The organism is Pontibacter sp. H249 (assembly GCF_037892465.1).
GTDB lineage: Bacteria > Bacteroidota > Bacteroidia > Cytophagales > Hymenobacteraceae > Pontibacter.
The window spans coordinates 65,163-81,549 of sequence record NZ_JBBKTR010000012.1; the positions used below are offsets into that span (position 1 = coordinate 65,163).

Sequence of the window (16,387 nt, forward strand, 5' to 3'; positions counted from 1 at the left end):
ATAATTAAAACGGTTCTAGCATATTTTTGATACCTTCGTACACTTTCGATGCTCAATATTGTTCAGGTTTTACCAACTGCTGTGTAATTTGCCACAGCAACTATGGCGTTGCACCTAAAGTTAACTATGTACTGCCGCTCTAAATAACATTTTATGAAAATTCTGCTCATTGAAGATGAACCAAAGGTTGCTTCCTTCATCAAAAAAGGACTCGAAGAGCAATCTTATGAGGTAGACCAGGCCTATGATGGCGTTTTCGGGGTTAAGCTGGCGCTTCAGAATGAGTATGACGTTATTTTGCTGGACATTATATTGCCCCACATGAACGGGATAGATGTTTGCCGTGAAATAAGAAAGCACAACAGAACAGTGGCCATACTTATGCTCACCGCATTGGGCAGCACGGATGATAAAATTATCGGACTGGATGCCGGTGCCGATGATTATCTGACTAAACCATTCGAGTTTAAGGAGCTGATGGCGCGTATTAGGGCACTTACCCGCCGTGGAACTGAAAACAGTACCGGTGAAAAACTGTCTGTGTCTGATCTTGAGATGGATGTTGCCAAGCGAACCGTAACACGTGGTGGCAAACCTATCAACCTTACGGCTCGTGAGTTTTCTTTACTTTATTACCTGTTGCGCAACCAGGGCAAAGTAGTATCGAGGGTAGATATAACCGAGCAGGTATGGGAAACATCATTTGATACGGGTAGCAATGTGATAGATGTATACATTAACTTTTTGCGTAAAAAGATAGATAAAGGCTACGAAAACAAATTGATACATACGCTGGTGGGTATGGGGTATGTGCTAAAGGAGCAGGAGTAACACATGAAAATCAGGTATAAGCTTACATTACAGTTTACCAGCATTTTTGCCCTGATACTGCTGTTCTTTTCGCTGGTTGTCTATTATTTTACTTCTATTTACCGGCAGGACGATTTTTACAAGCGTATTTACAACCGGGCCAAAAGTACCGCAAAGTATGTGCTGGAGGCAAATAGTACAGGGCCTGCACAAAGGCGACAGAACGAAATAAACTATTACCGTGAGTTACCTTACGAAGCAGTTCGTGTGTATGACAACAAAGGTAGCTTATACTTTGCTGATGGGGAAGGGGAGTTAGGTATAAACGAAGCCATACTGACCACCATCAGGCAGCAACAGGTAGTACAATATGAAAAAGGAGTAAGGCAGGTAGTAGGCATATACTATCAAGGCCCAAAAGGCGACTATTATATTTTAGCCTCTTCTGTGGATGCGTATAGCCTGCGTAAGCTGCAGCACCTTAAAATTATCCTGATCGTTGGCTTTCTGGGGTCTATGGTTGTGGTAATTATTGCTGGTTGGGTTTTTTCGAAAGAAGCACTAAAGCCTATCACAAAAGTAGTTAGCGAGGTAGAGAAAATCAGCGCAAACGACCTGCACCTTCGCCTGAGCGATGCCGATGGCAAAGACGAAATATCACACCTTGCGCAAACGTTCAATAAAATGCTGGACAGGCTGGAGCTTTCTTTTGAGATGCAGAGCACTTTTGTATCAAGTGCCTCCCACGAACTGCGAACTCCCCTTACGGCCATGATCGGAGAACTGGAAGTTGCGCTTATGAAGCCACGCGAATCCGAAGAGTATGAGCGTGTACTACAATCCATCCTGGAAGATGCCCGCTTGCTTACAGAGCTCTCTAATGGCCTCCTCCAGATAGCGCAGGCCAGCATTGATCCTTCAAAAATTAAATTCTCCTACTTCAGGTTCGATGAGTTAGTATGGACGGCTTACGATCAGGTACTAAAGCGCCTGCCAAATGCCCATCTTAGTATAGATTTCGGCAATTTTCCGGATGATGAAGATCGATTGATGGTAAAAGGAAGTGAACCACTGCTGCTTATTGCGATGGTAAACGTGATGGAAAATGCTGTTAAGTTTACACCTACGGGACAAACTGTTTTAGCGGTTATAGATGTGCGCGATAGTGAAGTAATGCTGGAAGTTACCGATCAAGGCCTCGGCATTCATAAAGAGGATTTAAAACATGTATTCGTTCCCTTTTTTAGGGCAGAGAATGTCCGCAACATTACAGGCCATGGCATAGGCCTTCCATTAGCTGATCGCATCTTAAGGCTGCACAAAGGCAGCATCACTGTTGATTCTGTTATTAACAAAGGTACAAAAGTAGCCATTAAATTACCTCAGGCGTATCATTTCATTCCTGTTAAATCCTGATTTTAATCAGATTTTAATATCATTTTAATACCCCCTTAATCTTACCAAGCTAACTTTGTGCTTAATTTAATCAAGGTGTGCTCTTGCTGATCTGCAAGAGCACTTTACTTTAAAATTCGCACAAAAATTAGCGTATGAAATCAGAAAATTCTACAAACTACATGGCCACGCTGGGTAAAGATTTTCCGGCAGGTCTTGTAGTTTTCCTGGTGGCTTTGCCTCTTTGCTTGGGTATTTCCCTGGCTTCGGGAGCTCCGCTTTTCTCAGGTATTTTAACAGGTATAGTTGGCGGTGTCGTGGTATCCCTTCTAAGCGGCTCTCAGTTAAGTGTTAGTGGTCCTGCTGCTGGCTTAACTGTTATTGTATTAAACGGTATCGAAACACTGCAATCCTTTGAGGGTTTCCTTTTGGCGGTCGTGCTAGCTGGTGTTTTGCAACTTGTCCTGGGTTTTATTAAGGCAGGTGTTATTGGTTTATACTTTCCGTCATCTGTTATCAAAGGCATGCTGGCCGCAATTGGTCTTATACTTATCTTGAAGCAGATACCGCACTTTATGGGCGCTGACGATGACTTCTTTGGTGAGATGTCCTTCTTCCAGCCGGATGGCAGAACTACTTTCTCTGAGTTGCTTCATGCTTTCACGGCAATCAATCTAGGTGCGTTGATCATAGGCATAGTTTCATTAACTATACTTATTGTATGGGATACAGCCTGGCTTAAGCGCTATAAGTTTTTCAAGTTGGTACCAGGCGCTCTAATTGTAGTAGTATTGTCTATTGCCATGAATGAGATGTTCAAGAGCATGGCACCTGGTTTGGCAATTTCAGCATCGCACCTTGTTTCTCTACCTGTAATCGGCAGCATTACCGAGTTGAGCAACGAACTTCGTTTGCCTGATTTTGGCATGCTTACCAACCCTCAAGTGTATGTAGTAGCTATTACCATTGCCATTGTAGCCAGCCTTGAAACACTGCTTAGCGTAGAGGCTGTTGATAAGCTTGACCCTCATAAGCGCCGCACGCCAAACAACCGTGAGCTAAAGGCACAGGGTGTAGGTAACATTTTAAGTGGTATGATAGGTGGCTTGCCAATGACGGCTGTTATTGTGCGCAGTTCTGCAAACATTGCCGCAGGTGGTGCAACCAAAATGTCGGCTTTTATACATGGTATTTTCCTGTTGTTATCGGTGCTGTTCCTTGCAAACTTCCTTAACCTGATCCCGCTTTCTGCACTAGCTGCTGTGCTGTTGGTAGTAGGCTTTAAGTTAACGAAGCCAAGCCTGTACAAGTCGCAGCTAAAGATTGGTTCTGAGCAGTTTATTCCTTTTATTGTAACAATATTGGCTATCCTTTTCACCGACCTTTTAATAGGTATCTGTATTGGTCTGGCTGTTGGTGTATTCTATATCTTAAAAGCGAATTATAAATCTCCATACTTTTATCATAAAGAAGAGAAGCAAGACAGAGAGGTTATCCGCATTAAACTAAGTGAGCACGTATCTTTCCTGAACAAGGCTAGCATTGTACTAACGTTGGACCATATGCCTAAAAACAGTCATGTGATTATCGATGGCGAAAACTCTGAGTACATTGACTATGATGTGCTGGAAGCTATACAGGCGTTTAAGAAAACGGCACACGAAAGAAACATCACAGTAGAGGTGCTAAACGTGCCTGAAGTATCTGTAATGGATATGCATTAAGGTTTTATGGTGTACATAATTTGAGGTACACCTTATAATCTATTCAAAATAAAACTAATTAATACCTTAAGGCGCACAGCTAAATGGAGAAGATATTTGAGAATAACAGAAAATGGGTAGCTGATAAACTGGCTGAGGACAGTAACTACTTTAAGAAACTGGCCATGGGGCAGACCCCGCGTTACCTGTACATTGGTTGCTCAGACAGTCGTATTCCTGTAAACGAAGTAACTGGTACAGGGCCAGGTGAAATATTCGTACACCGCAACATTGCCAATATGGTAGTGCATACCGATATGAACCTGTTATCAGTTCTGCAGTACGCAGTGGAGGTGCTTAAAGTGAAAGACATTATTGTATGTGGCCACTATGGATGTGGAGGTGTGGCAGCAGCTGCCGGCAACAACCAGTATGGACTTATCGATAATTGGCTGCGCAATATAAAAGATGTAATTCGCCTGCATGACGACGAGCTGGGAGCAATAGAGGATGAAGAGCAGCGCCTGCGCCGTTTGGTGGAACTGAATATAATAGAGCAGGTTAGAAACTTGTCTAAGACCTCTATTATACAGAATGCCATGGCATCAGATAATCCTCCTAAACTATACGGCTTGGTTTACGATTTAAGTGAAGGCTTGCTAAAAGACCTGCAGGTAGATACTAAGATGCTGAACCGGTACGAGCATATTTATAGTTTACGAACCGAAGACGCAACTGTATAAAGATTACATTTTATTAGAGCTATTTACTAAAAAAGCCCCTGCTTGCAGGGGCTTTTTTTAATTGTGATATGTGCTTCGTTTACCAGAAAAGGTAGCTCAGCATTAAATTAAACGAAGAATTGCGACGCTGTGCATTTACCAGAGGGCCCTCATCATCAATTTTTTTGAAGCCGCCGTTATAGCGCAATTCAATGCCAATGTTGTTGGCCGCCCTGAAACCAATACCTGCCACATAACTGAAATCCACTGTGTAAGGATGATCTGTTATGTCGGTTTCTACGGTTGTGGTAGTGCTGCTGGTATTTGTCTCGCTAATGCGTTTCGCTTTTGCAATAAAAGAAGCCTGCGGGCCAAGGTCGATAAACATACCGCCAGCTGAGATGTGCAGCATTACCGGCACATCTACATAATTAAGTCTGTAAATGCTGTTTATTTCTGTGTTTCCAGCTTTGCTCTCGATCTTTGCGCCTTTAGAAGTATAAAGTGCCTCTACCTGTACACCAACCAGATCAGTGATATGCTGCTGCAGCATCACACCTGCTGTATAGCCTAATCTGTAGTCGTAGTTCTTTGCATCTTCGCCTTTAAAAGTAGCGTAAGTGGCGCCTGCCTTCACACCAAGCTGCTGGCCAAAGCCAGTGTAGCTTACTAATGCGAAAGCAACTAAGAATAATAGTTTCTTCATAAACGGGTTTAATAGCTTTTAGGGATTTGTTAAAGTACAAATGTAAAAAAAGCTGACCGGTTCAGAATAATTTATACATAAAAAACCCCGCTGCTTTTGCAGCGGGGTTTCTCTGTGGAGTTACATCCACTTTACTTGGTTAGAATTACCATCGGTAACCGTACGAAACCGGCTTCCTATTGGTGTTTCTACCATTCATAGTCTCTTCTCGAAGATGATCCGTAAGAGTAGGGAGGTCCGCTATAGGTGTTTCCGTACGAAGAGGAGCTTCTCCCATATCTGTTATAATCGTTGTCATGCTCACGATCGCGCATTTCGTCCCTTCTTCTTCTGCGCTCGGCTTCATCATCACCGAACCATGATTTTATTTCGTCGCCGGCTCTGTCAAAGAATCCACGATCGTCTCTGTCTCTATCTCTGTCATAGTCTGAGCTGTAGCGGTCTCTATCGTAAGACGATGAAGAGCCGTAACCAGAAGATCCGTATCCAGATGAACCGTAGTTTGATGAAGAACCGTATCCGCCTGAAGATGATCCGTAACCCGAACCGTAGTTAGAGGATGAACCATATCTTGAACCAGATCCTGAGTTTCCGTAGCCTACACCTGAACTGCCATAGCCAGATGATCCGTATCTTGAACCAGAGCCGTAGCCAGAACCATAGCTTGAGCCAGAGGATCCGTAGTTAGAAGAGCCGCTTCCATAATTACGGTTGGATGAGCCATAGCTGCGGTCGTTGTCACGATCTCTCATGTCGTCTCTTCTTCTTCTGCGTTCTGCATCGTCGTCTCCGAACCATGATTTTACTTCATCACCGGCACGATCCCAAGTATCGCGTCCGGAAGAACGATCTCTATCGTAAGATGATGAAGAACCGTATCCGCCTGAAGATGATCCGTAACCCGAACCGTAGTTAGATGAGCCTGCAGAGCGGCCATAGTTTGAAGTGTTACCATAGCCTGAGTTTGAGTAAACATCTCTTCCAGATCCTAACTCACCAGTTCTGTAGTCTGAATTACCATAGGATCGGTTACGTGAAGAACTTCCTAAGTCGCTTGAAGAATAGCTACTGCCTGCTCTTCTGCTTTCAGATCTGTAATTGTCGTTGTACGGGTTGTAACCCGAGTTCTCATAGCTTCTCATAGTTGTTACTTTATGGTTTAATGTGAAAAATCAATCCGACCCAACAAGGGAAAATTTTCTTGGTGAGTCGTGTTTTTTTACGGAGGTAATGCTGTTTAGTTATCAAAGTATCAGAGTATCTGCCAGAAAGAAGGTATAACAAAAGCTGCCTTAGCCTATTTTAGAAGAAGATGCAAAATGAAGTGGAGCCTGTAGCTGTGGCTTTTAGTAGTATGATTAAAAAGTGTTTCGCACTGATTAATATGACTGATATATACTTGCGCTAAGGGAGGTTCGGTTTATTTACTATGCTTAAGGAAAATTGAGTGAACTTTTGTTGTACTTTTTTTGATTAGCTTATATGCTGAAATGGAAGGATTGACAGCATGAGTTTTTTGTAATCGATAATTTTATTGTAAGTTTACCCGAGCAATAGTAGCTTATTGCCAGGTAGTGAAATTAGCTGAGATACGCAGCTTATGCTACCGCCAAAGGAAACGACTTTTAGCCCAATTACCCATGAAGTTGAAAACAATGCTTGCTTCTGTGTTAGCCGTTAGTTTGCTTACGGCTTGTGAAGACCTTTTTGAAGATGGAAGTATGCAACCAGATGGTTCTAAGCCTAGCCTTACCATTAATAATCCTACTAAAAATCAATCGGTAACAGCCGCTCAAGGCCTGCGCCTGAATGTGACTGTAGTAGATAAAGATGAGGTTAAAGATCTGGAGTTTATAGTTAAGGCTGTAAATGCAGAAACAAATATTGTCAAGTTTAAAAAGTTTCCTGCAAGAAACGTGGTTTCGTTTGATACTACCGTTGCTTTGAATGGTATTTCTCCGGGCGAGTATAAATTACAGGTTTTAGCTACTGACAAACGTACTAACCTGGAACAAAAGGAGATTAACTTTACTTTAAAGTAAATCAGTTTATAGATGGAACAGAAGAGGGACACTGCCAAGTGTCCCTCTTCTGTTTTGATGTTAATTTATACTTTAGAACTGATATACTACCTGCCAGTGCTCATTAAAGCTCAGGGCGGCATCAAACGGCTCGCCAGTTTTTTCTGATATAAAGCCCTTTATCTTTGGGGTCTTGCCTTTTAACAATAGTGCTCCAATCTGCTTTTCGCTTAGTTGTTTGCCACCCTTCTCGAAAGGTACTATTAACTGGCAGCCTTCTCTAAACCTGCTGCACCCATAAGCTGCCTTTCCTTTAAGTAATTGGCCTTGCTTACATCTAGGGCATTGCGCAAATGGATCAGCCTCTGGTGCCTTCTCTGCCCTCTCCATAACCAGCTGCTTATTCGCATCCAACTTAAGTATAGCATCATAGCTTTCGCCTTGCTCATTTTTGAAACCTTTGATGACAGGAGTTTTTCCCTTGCCCAACAGTGCCTGTACTTGCTTCTCAGTTAATTCCTTACCCTGCTGCTCTATCGAAATCAGGAAGCGGCAACCTTCTTTAAATCGGATGCAACCATAGGCTTTTGAGCCTTTTAAAATATGTCCTTCTTTACAGGCTGGGCATGAGCCGAGGCCTTTTACCGGCGCCTGCTCTTTTTTAGCAGTGCTTGTCGCTGTTTTTTTCTTGGCAGCTGCCGGTTTTGCTTCTTCCTGTACCGGCTCCAGCGTTACAGTAGCTTTGTCATACTTTACTTCCTGTACCAGGCTTATCACAAAGTCCTGCAGTTCTTTAAGAAAATCCTCTGCTTTAAACTCGCCGCCTTCTATCTGGCGCAGCTTGCGTTCCCATTGCCCTGTCATCTCCGCAGATTTTAGCGTCTGGTTACGGATCACGCCGATCAGGTCGATGCCCATCTGGGTAGGAATGATTTTCTTTTTGTCTTTGCGGATGTACTGGCGTTTAAAAAGCGTTTCGATGATGGCGGCTCTGGTAGAAGGCCTTCCGATGCCGTTTTCTTTCAACGCTTCTTTTAGCTCGTCGTTATCAACCTGCTTTCCTGCTGTTTCCATGGCACGGAGTAAGGTAGCCTCGGTAAACTCTTTAGGCGGGTTGGTCATCTTCTTGTCCAGCATTGGCTCATGTGGGCCATGCTCACCCTTTTCGAAATGAGGCAGTACACCAGCTGCTTCCTCCTCATCCTTTCCATCCTTACTGGTAGCCGCATCTGATGATTTTACATCTTCTGCACCATAGATCACACGCCATCCCGGTTCCAGTATCTGTTTACCCTTTACTCTAAAAGTATAACCAGCCGATTCTGCCATAATAGTAGTATTGCTTACAATACAATCCGGGTAAAAAGCAGCTATAAAGCGGCGGGTAATAATATCATATACATCTGCCTCGCGTCCATACAGGTTACCTGCCGATGCTCCTGTAGGTATGATAGCGTGGTGGTCGGTTACTTTGTTGTTGTTAAAGACTTTCTTCGTTTTCCGGATCTTACTCTGCAGCAGCGGCTCCACTTCATTCTTATAGTTGTTTAGCCCCTTAAGTATACCTGCTATCTTGGGGTAAATATCATCCGGTAGAAAGGTAGTGTCTACGCGGGGGTAGGAAACTACCTTCTTTTCGTACAGGCTCTGCACTGTTTTCAGGGTCTCGTCTGCAGACATGCCGTGCTTGTTGTTGCACTCAATCTGCAGCGAAGTAAGGTCAAATAGCTTTGGCGCAGATTCAGTACCCTTTTTTGTCTCAACATCTGTAATGGTCAGCTCCGCCTCCTTTATTGCCTCCATTATCTTTTGGGCGTCTTCTTCCTTTTGGAAGCGGCCGTTGGTGCTTGAGAAGATAGTTTCGCGGTAGAGGGTTTTTAGCTCCCAAAAAGGTTGCGGCACAAAATTGGCAATTTCGTGGTGGCGGTTCACGATCATGGCCAGGGTAGGAGTTTGCACCCTGCCAATAGAGAGTGTCTGGCGGCTGCCGTTGGCATACTTTAAAGTAAATAGGCGTGTAGCGTTCAGGCCCAGCAACCAATCGCCGATGGCGCGGCTCTTGCCTGCCTGGTAAAGCGAGTCGAAATCTGAACCCGGCTTTAGCTGTGAGAACCCTTGACGTATGGCATCTTCAGTTAGGGATGATATCCAAAGCCGTTTGAATGGTTTTCTATACTTTGCCTCCGTTAACACCCACCGTTGAATTACTTCACCTTCCTGTCCGGCGTCACCACAATTTATAACTTCCTCTGCTTTTTCTAAAAGTTGTTTTATTATGTTAAATTGTTTCTTTACCCCTGCATCATTCATCAGTTTTATGCCGTAACGCTCTGGCAGCATTGGCAAATCGTAGAGGCTCCAGCGTTTCCACTCAGGGCGGTAATCGTCGGGCTCGCGCAGGGTACAAAAGTGCCCGAATGTCCAGGTAACCTGATAGCCGTTGCCCTCAAAGTAACCGTCTTTCTTGGTCTTGGCACCAATTACCATGGCAATTTCACGGGCTACACTTGGTTTCTCAGCAATGCAAACTTTCAAGCTATTAGGAATTATAGTGACGTAAACAGAAGTCAAATTTAACCTTTTTTGACGGCATTTCCGAAGGATTTATACTTGTGGAAGGTGAGCTTTTAGCGGTTCTTAACCGACCGAAATCGTATCTTGAAGTATAAAGTATAACTAGGGGAGGTACCGTAGTATACATTTACTACCTTAGCGTGTTCATCTAAATACAGCATATGCAGGCAGGAAAAATACTTGTAATTGTTGGGGCAGTAATTATTGTTATTGGCCTTGTTGTGTGGCTGGCCGGAGATAAGTTCAGTTGGTTTGGTAATTTGCCTGGAGATATTCGGGTAGAACGAAAGAACATGCGATTTTACGCACCTATTACAAGTATGATCCTGTTAAGTATACTGCTGTCGTTGCTATTGTGGGTTATCCGGAAATTCTTCTAAGGCAGTAATTACACTTTTAAGTATATTTGGCACTCTTGCATTATCAGCTGCATTTTGTAGCTGCAAAAGGTGTGATCATTACTATACTGCATGTTTTTTATACTTTCTAAAACCCTTCACTTTCTGCTGATGCCCATCATTTGGGTTATTGTATTGTTATTACTGGCAGTATTTCTTAAATCTATAAAATGGAGGCGCATTACGCTTCTTGGTGCTCTTGGTCTGCTGCTTTTATTTTCAAATCCATTTATAGCAAGCGAAGCCTGGCGAGCATGGGAAGTGGAGGCAACGCCAGTTAAAGATGTTGGGCAGTATGATATAGCCGTTATACTTACAGGTGTTACGTCGTTCCGGGAGAATATTCCGGACCGCATCCACACGACAAAGGGAGCTGACCGTTTTCTGCACCCCCTGCAGCTTTACCGGATGGATAAAATAGATAAGTTTTTGATTACAGGCGGCAGTGGTTTTGTGTTAAAGGAGGGGATACCGGAGGCAGAGCAGATTGAGAAAATACTGTTAATGGCAGGCGTAGCCGAAGAAGACATTTTAACGGAAAGCAACAGCCGCAACACCCGCGAAAACGCTATTAATACAGCAGACTATTTAATGCAGCAAACACAGTATAAAAACATATTGCTGGTCACTTCAGCATTTCACATGCGCCGGGCAGCAGGCTGCTTCGAAAAAGCAGGTGTAAACGCAGATGGCTTTGCTACTGACTTTTATAGCAGTGAGCGCCGCTTTACACCTGATGAGCTATTTATACCTAGCGCAGATGTTTTTAGCCGCTGGCATCTACTGATTCACGAAATTACAGGCTTTATTGTTTACAAGCTGCTGGGATATTGCTAGACCAGTGATTTAGATGGTGCTTCTATAAATTTTTTAGGCTACCCAGATACTCTTCTGGTTCACAAACTCTCTTATTCCTAAGTAAGACAATTCACGACCGTAGCCTGATTTCTTAACGCCACCAAAAGGCATTTCGGGAGTAGAGGCCACTAAAGCGTTAACGAACATAGCACCAGTTTCTACCTTACGGGCTACACGCAACCCTCTTTCCTTGTCTTGGGTCCAGACGGCGCCGCCAAGTCCGAAGCGGGAGTCGTTTGCAATTTTAACTGCTTCGTTTTCGTCTTTTGCTACCATAACTGCTGCCACGGGGCCAAACATTTCTTCTTCGTAGGCTGGCATTCCGGGCTTCACATTTTTCAGAATCATCGGATTAAAATAGGCATTATCGTTACCGTTACGGCCACCGTCCAATACTACTTCTGCCCCTTTTTCTACTGATGCCTTCACCTGTTTTTCCAGGTCCTCGGCTAGGTCTTTGCGAGCCAGCGGGCCATAATCTGTTTCGTCTGTTAAAGGGTTACCGGTTATAAGGTTAGCCATTTTTGCTTTCATCTTCTCTATAAAAGCATCGGCTATACTTTCTACTACAATAAAACGCTTGGCGGCAATACAACTCTGCCCAGTGTTCACCATTCTTGATTTTACAGCTACCTCTGCTGCTTTGTCTAAGTCAGCGTCATCCAATACAATAAAGGCATCGCTGCCGCCCAGTTCCAGCACAGTTTTCTTTATTTCGCGGCCGGCAATCTCCGCTACCTGTGCGCCAGCTCCCTCACTGCCTGTTAAAGTTACAGCCTTAACCACCGGATTTTTTATCACTGCCTCTACGTCTTTAGAGCTAATCAGCAGCGTCTGGAATACATTATCTGGGAAGCCGGAGTTTCGAACTATTTCCTCGATTGCCAATGCGCATTGCGGTACGTTAGAAGCATGTTTAAGTAAGCCAATATTACCAGCCATCAGGGCAGGAGCCAGAAAGCGGTATGCTTGCCAAAAAGGAAAATTCCAAGGCATTACAGCCAACACCACGCCCAGTGGTTCATAAGCGATCATACTTTTAGAGGCATCTGTTTCAATGATTTCATCTTTCAGGAAATCAGCAGCGTTATCGGCATAGTAGCGGCAGGCTTTAGCACACTTCTTAACTTCAGCGATGGCATCTTTCAGAGGCTTACCCATCTCCAGTGTGATAATCTTGCCATACTTTTCTGCCTCCTGCTCCAAGATGTCAGCTTGCCTGTGCATGTATTTTGCACGCTCTTTGAAACTAACTTCACGCCAGCTCTCAAAAGCTTTTTCTGCGGCTTCTATCTTTCTGTTTACTTCTTCCGGATTGTCGGCTTCGTATGTTTTGATAACCTCTCCGGTAGCAGGATTTATACTTTGTATGGCCATAGTTTTGTGTAGTATGCTTGTGATGTAAATATACAGTTTTGTGCTGTAATGGTTTTTTTATCAGTATCTGTAAGTGGTTCCTAGTTTATCTAAACAGTTCTATCAGATTTGAGTTATAGGTTCTAAGACTTGGGTTTTAGCTTTGCAATTAAGTTTAACTGAGTCTTGTGCTTTTAAGCATAAAGGAATCTGAGAGTTTAACAATTGTCGTATATTAACATTCTAACTCAAATCTAAATCCTAAAACCATGGAAAAGACCTATTACAACCCCGCCGATTTATCTAAATTCGGAAACATTAGTGAGTGGCAACCTGAGTTGGGCCGTAAGTTTTTTGACTATTACGGTGAGGTGTTTAAAGAAGGCGCCTTAACAGAGCGTGAAAAATCTTTGATTGCGCTGGCAGTGGCTCATGCCGTGCAATGCCCTTACTGCATTGATGCCTACAGTACTGATTGCCTGCAGAAAGGTGTAGATGAGGCGCAGATGATGGAGGCCCTGCATGTAGCCGCTGCGATAAAAGGTGGAGCTGCCTTGGTACACGGTGTGCAGATGATGAATAAAGTGAAAGAAGTGAGCATGTAAGGAATGGGTTCTACCACAAAGTCTTTAAAAAGTCAACACCACAACTTCTCTGATCCGTTTTATCAGCTAAATGTATTGCAGCAGGCTGGTAGCCACGGAGAGCAATTCCCTGCTTTTACTGCCAGGCTGCGCGAGCATGGGCTGTTTCCGCTTAAACCTACAGGCACAACCATCCTGCAAATAAACGTAGGTAAAATGTGCAACCAAACTTGCCGCCATTGCCACGTAGATGCCGGCCCCGATCGCAAAGAGATAATGACCCGCGAAACCATACAGCTTTGCCTGGACGCACTGCAGCACGCACCTCAAATTGCCACAATAGACTTAACCGGAGGTGCTCCCGAAATGAATCCTGATTTTAGATGGTTTGTAGAGGAGCTTTCCAGGTTGGGACGGCAGGTATTAGTGCGTTGCAACCTTACTATCATACTTGCTAACAAAAAGTATAACGACCTGCCAGAGTTTTTCAGGCAACACCAGGTGCATGTTGTTTCGTCTTTACCATACTTTATGGCCTCCCGCACCGATGCGCAACGCGGCGACGGCGTATTTGAAAAATCAGTTAAAGCATTACAAATGCTAAATGCGGTAGGGTATGGAAAGGAAGGTAGCAATTTGCTTCTCGACTTGGTTTATAACCCGTCAGGAGCATTTCTGCCAAGTGGCCAGAAGGCCATGGAAGCAGAGTTCAAGCGCAGACTCAAGAGCAGCTATAACATTGAATTTAACAGCCTGTTCTGTATCACAAACCTACCCATCAGCCGTTATCTGGACTACCTGGTGCAGAGCGGTAACTACGAAGGCTATATGCAGAAACTAGTAGATAATTTTAATCCGGAAGCAGCTGGCGGAGTAATGTGCCGCAACACTATTTCGATAGGCTGGGACGGCTACCTCTACGACTGCGACTTTAACCAGATGCTCGACCTTAAAGTTGCTCAAACTGCACCACAGCACATCCGGGACTTTAACTTACAGGTATTAGATGAGCGTAACATTATTCTTAACCAGCATTGCTACGGCTGTACTGCCGGTGCCGGCTCTAGCTGCGGCGGCGAAACTATAAAATAGAATTTTGCATGTTCCCTAAACTATCTATACTTATTGCTCTTGCCTGCCTGTTGGTGGTAAGCTCTTTTGCGCAAACACGAGAAGGTGCATACCATGTAATGCTCAAAGGGCTTTATACAGATGCTGTGCCTGTAATAGCTGCAGAGGCTTTGCATCAAAAGCTAAGTAAACAAAAGGCTGGTGTTGTACTCCTGGATACTAGAACCAAAATAGAGTTTGAAGTAAGCCATCTGAAAGGATCCCGGTTTGTAGATTATGATTCATTCAGCATCGAGCAAATTCAGGATCTGCCTAAAGATGCTTCTATAGTTGTTTACTGCTCTGTTGGCTACCGCAGCGAAAAAATAGGTGAGAAGTTAAAGAATGCAGGCTACCGAAACGTATACAACCTGTATGGTGGCATTTTTGAATGGGTAAATAAAGGATTTACCGTTTATGATGCCAAAGGCATTACAAGCAAAGTGCATGCATACTCTCCAGCATGGGGAGTGTGGTTAGCAAAAGGAGAAAAAGTATATGAGTGATAAGAACCTGCTGATGCTGTTTGTGCGCAACCCAGAATTGGGTAAAGTTAAAACCCGGTTGGCAGCCTCTGTTGGTCCAGAAGAAGCACTTGCTATTTATATGCACTTGCTGCAGCACACGAAGCAAATCACAGAGCATTTACCTATGGATAAGATGGTACACTACTCCAACGAGATAGACGAGCACGACCTGTGGCCAAACGACAAGTATAAGAAGCAGGTGCAACCCTCCGGTGATTTGGGAGCTAAAATGCAGTCAGCCTTTAAAAGTGCTTTTGCCCAGGGGTATACTTCTGTTGTAATCATCGGCAGCGATTGCCACCAGCTTACACCAGCCATCATCCAAAAAGCTTTTGAGGAGCTTAAAAAGTATGAAATTGTGATAGGTCCTGCATTGGATGGAGGCTATTACCTGCTCGGCATGAACCAAATGCACCACGAGCTGTTCCAGAACAAGCGCTGGAGTACCGAACATGTTTTTCCAGATACAATTCACGATATAGAACGCCTGCACCTAACGCACAAGGTACTGCCCGAGCTTTCGGACGTAGATTACATTGAAGACCTGGATGAAGATTTCTGGGAGAAGGTGCAGGGGGAAGCTTAATTATTTGGCTTTGCTGTTTCTGACTCAGGTTCAAACTTGTCCTCGCGAAGGTGTCAACCCACCCAGGCCCCTCCGAGGAGGAGATTTTGCCAATTGATGAAACCGTAATGAAGAAGTGTCAATCGGGGGGAAGTACCCTCGATAAAGAAGGTTTCGAGAGGTGTCGATGACGAGCAATGCGAGGACGCGCGAGACATGAGGACGAAGCCTCCCGAACTGGAAGGTTACCAAAGCCAGAGGTGAAACTTTAAGCTAATAAGGCGGAGAAGTAACTGTAGCTCGATAGATAACAGAGGTAAGACTATACTTCAACCCGTAGCCAGCATCAGATAAGTAAACTAATTTCTGCTTACCTTTGTCTTCCTAATAAATTACCACTCATGATAGTTCTTCAGAATACCGTCATTAGCGACGACATACGTGATCAGTTTTTTGTGTGTAACCTAGAGAAGTGCAAAGGTGCCTGCTGCGTTGAAGGCGACTTGGGTGCGCCTTTAGATAAGGATGAACTGGCCATACTGCAGGAGAACTATGAGCATATAAAACCCTATATGACCGGTGCTGGCAAACAGGCAGTTGAGGATCAAGGGCTTTACATTGAGGATTGGGAGGGTGATTACTCTACGCCAACCATTGATAACAGAGAATGTGCCTACGCTATTTATGACGAAAATAATACCCTTAAGTGTGCGATAGAGCAAGCCTACTACGATGGCAAAATCAGCTGGAAAAAACCGATCTCCTGTCATCTGTACCCAATCCGTATTACAAAGTATGACGATTTTGAAGCCTTGAACTATGACCGTTGGGGCATCTGTAGCGCGGCCTGCAGCTTCGGCCAAGACCTTGGCGTGCGGGTATACCAGTTTCTGAAAGAGCCGCTTATTCGTAAGTATGGCGAAGGTTGGTACAGCGAACTGGAGCAAATAATGCAGGAAGAAGAGCAGAAAGCATAGCTTAAGTATAAAGTATAAAAAGCGAGGCCCGGTTGTACAATACAACCGGGCCTCGCTTTTTATACTTTACTCAAAATGGTG

At 44.1% G+C, this 16,387-nt stretch carries 16 protein-coding genes; 12 read left to right on the forward strand and 4 right to left on the reverse strand.

What is annotated here, in order from left to right:
- Positions 1-153: 153 nt before the first annotated feature.
- The 4 genes from WG943_RS14790 (at position 154) to WG943_RS14805 (ending at position 4,651) form a co-directional block, all read left to right on the forward strand.
- On the forward strand, positions 154-831 hold the full coding sequence (locus WG943_RS14790) for a response regulator transcription factor (RefSeq protein ID WP_340410187.1): 678 nt from the start codon (positions 154-156) through the stop codon (positions 829-831).
- Between the two features lie 3 nt (positions 832-834).
- Entirely contained in the window at positions 835-2,226 is a 1,392-nt protein-coding gene (locus tag WG943_RS14795; RefSeq protein WP_340410188.1) for a HAMP domain-containing sensor histidine kinase, read from the forward strand.
- 134 nt (positions 2,227-2,360) lie between these two features.
- Positions 2,361-3,929 carry a SulP family inorganic anion transporter gene (locus WG943_RS14800; RefSeq protein WP_340410190.1) on the forward strand — a complete coding sequence of 523 codons (1,569 nt, stop codon included), beginning with the start codon at positions 2,361-2,363 and terminating at the stop codon, positions 3,927-3,929.
- An 83-nt stretch (positions 3,930-4,012) separates the two neighbouring features.
- Entirely contained in the window at positions 4,013-4,651 is a 639-nt protein-coding gene (locus tag WG943_RS14805; protein WP_340410191.1) for a carbonic anhydrase, read from the forward strand.
- 79 nt (positions 4,652-4,730) lie between these two features.
- Here WG943_RS14805 and WG943_RS14810 read toward each other — a convergent pair whose 3' ends face one another.
- Positions 4,731-5,336: a porin family protein gene (locus WG943_RS14810; RefSeq protein WP_340410193.1), complete on the reverse strand. Its 606-nt coding sequence runs from the start codon at positions 5,334-5,336 to the stop codon at positions 4,731-4,733.
- 188 nt (positions 5,337-5,524) lie between these two features.
- Positions 5,525-6,478 carry an SWFGD domain-containing protein gene (locus tag WG943_RS14815; protein WP_340410194.1) on the reverse strand — a complete coding sequence of 318 codons (954 nt, stop codon included), beginning with the start codon at positions 6,476-6,478 and terminating at the stop codon, positions 5,525-5,527.
- A gap of 498 nt (positions 6,479-6,976) precedes the next feature.
- Between WG943_RS14815 and WG943_RS14820 the strand changes: the two genes are divergently transcribed.
- A complete protein-coding gene (locus tag WG943_RS14820) occupies positions 6,977-7,378 on the forward strand; it encodes a hypothetical protein (RefSeq protein WP_340410195.1) in 402 nt (133 codons plus the stop codon).
- Positions 7,379-7,450: 72 nt separating this feature from the next.
- On the opposite strand, the gene WG943_RS14825 is transcribed toward WG943_RS14820, so the two are convergent.
- Positions 7,451-9,892, reverse strand: coding sequence for a type IA DNA topoisomerase (locus tag WG943_RS14825; protein ID WP_340410196.1), 2,442 nt, complete (start codon positions 9,890-9,892; stop codon positions 7,451-7,453).
- Positions 9,893-10,092: 200 nt separating this feature from the next.
- Between WG943_RS14825 and WG943_RS14830 the strand changes: the two genes are divergently transcribed.
- On the forward strand, positions 10,093-10,311 hold the full coding sequence (locus WG943_RS14830; RefSeq protein WP_340410198.1) for a DUF2905 domain-containing protein: 219 nt from the start codon (positions 10,093-10,095) through the stop codon (positions 10,309-10,311).
- A 90-nt stretch (positions 10,312-10,401) separates the two neighbouring features.
- On the forward strand, positions 10,402-11,166 hold the full coding sequence (locus WG943_RS14835) for a YdcF family protein (RefSeq protein ID WP_340410199.1): 765 nt from the start codon (positions 10,402-10,404) through the stop codon (positions 11,164-11,166).
- Positions 11,167-11,199: 33 nt separating this feature from the next.
- Here the strand turns inward: WG943_RS14835 and WG943_RS14840 are convergent, their stop codons facing one another.
- Positions 11,200-12,564, reverse strand: a complete 1,365-nt coding sequence (locus WG943_RS14840) for an NAD-dependent succinate-semialdehyde dehydrogenase (protein ID WP_340410201.1) — start codon at positions 12,562-12,564, stop codon at positions 11,200-11,202.
- 248 nt (positions 12,565-12,812) lie between these two features.
- Here WG943_RS14840 and WG943_RS14845 point away from each other — a divergent pair, with 248 nt between their 5' ends.
- The 5 genes from WG943_RS14845 (at position 12,813) to WG943_RS14865 (ending at position 16,306) form a co-directional block, all read left to right on the forward strand.
- Entirely contained in the window at positions 12,813-13,148 is a 336-nt protein-coding gene (locus WG943_RS14845; protein WP_340410203.1) for an arsenosugar biosynthesis-associated peroxidase-like protein, read from the forward strand.
- A gap of 3 nt (positions 13,149-13,151) precedes the next feature.
- Positions 13,152-14,219, forward strand: coding sequence for an arsenosugar biosynthesis radical SAM (seleno)protein ArsS (gene arsS, locus WG943_RS14850; protein ID WP_340410204.1), 1,068 nt, complete (start codon positions 13,152-13,154; stop codon positions 14,217-14,219).
- An 8-nt stretch (positions 14,220-14,227) separates the two neighbouring features.
- Entirely contained in the window at positions 14,228-14,743 is a 516-nt protein-coding gene (locus tag WG943_RS14855) for a rhodanese-like domain-containing protein (protein WP_340410205.1), read from the forward strand.
- Positions 14,736-15,350, forward strand: coding sequence for a TIGR04282 family arsenosugar biosynthesis glycosyltransferase (locus WG943_RS14860; RefSeq protein ID WP_340410206.1), 615 nt, complete (start codon positions 14,736-14,738; stop codon positions 15,348-15,350). The genes WG943_RS14855 and WG943_RS14860 overlap by 8 nt, the downstream gene beginning before the upstream one ends.
- Positions 15,351-15,730: 380 nt before the next feature.
- Positions 15,731-16,306, forward strand: a complete 576-nt coding sequence (locus WG943_RS14865) for a DUF3109 family protein (protein WP_340410207.1) — start codon at positions 15,731-15,733, stop codon at positions 16,304-16,306.
- Positions 16,307-16,387 lie beyond the last annotated feature (81 nt).

Bases quoted from the DNA above. Each gene is read 5' to 3' on its own strand.
- WG943_RS14835 (WP_340410199.1), top strand. From the start codon at position 10,402: ATGTTTTTTATACTTTCTAAAACCCTTCACTTTCTGCTGATGCCCATC.
- WG943_RS14845 (WP_340410203.1), top strand. From the start codon at position 12,813: ATGGAAAAGACCTATTACAACCCCGCCGATTTATCTAAATTCGGAAAC.
- WG943_RS14800 (WP_340410190.1), top strand. From the start codon at position 2,361: ATGAAATCAGAAAATTCTACAAACTACATGGCCACGCTGGGTAAAGAT.
- WG943_RS14855 (WP_340410205.1), top strand. From the start codon at position 14,228: ATGTTCCCTAAACTATCTATACTTATTGCTCTTGCCTGCCTGTTGGTG.
- WG943_RS14860 (WP_340410206.1), top strand. From the start codon at position 14,736: ATGAGTGATAAGAACCTGCTGATGCTGTTTGTGCGCAACCCAGAATTG.
- WG943_RS14810 (WP_340410193.1), bottom strand. From the start codon at position 5,336: ATGAAGAAACTATTATTCTTAGTTGCTTTCGCATTAGTAAGCTACACT.
- arsS (WP_340410204.1), top strand. From the start codon at position 13,152: ATGGGTTCTACCACAAAGTCTTTAAAAAGTCAACACCACAACTTCTCT.
- WG943_RS14805 (WP_340410191.1), top strand. From the start codon at position 4,013: ATGGAGAAGATATTTGAGAATAACAGAAAATGGGTAGCTGATAAACTG.
- WG943_RS14815 (WP_340410194.1), bottom strand. From the start codon at position 6,478: ATGAGAAGCTATGAGAACTCGGGTTACAACCCGTACAACGACAATTAC.
- WG943_RS14865 (WP_340410207.1), top strand. From the start codon at position 15,731: ATGATAGTTCTTCAGAATACCGTCATTAGCGACGACATACGTGATCAG.
- WG943_RS14820 (WP_340410195.1), top strand. From the start codon at position 6,977: ATGAAGTTGAAAACAATGCTTGCTTCTGTGTTAGCCGTTAGTTTGCTT.
- WG943_RS14840 (WP_340410201.1), bottom strand. From the start codon at position 12,564: ATGGCCATACAAAGTATAAATCCTGCTACCGGAGAGGTTATCAAAACA.
- WG943_RS14830 (WP_340410198.1), top strand. From the start codon at position 10,093: ATGCAGGCAGGAAAAATACTTGTAATTGTTGGGGCAGTAATTATTGTT.
- WG943_RS14795 (WP_340410188.1), top strand. From the start codon at position 835: ATGAAAATCAGGTATAAGCTTACATTACAGTTTACCAGCATTTTTGCC.
- WG943_RS14790 (WP_340410187.1), top strand. From the start codon at position 154: ATGAAAATTCTGCTCATTGAAGATGAACCAAAGGTTGCTTCCTTCATC.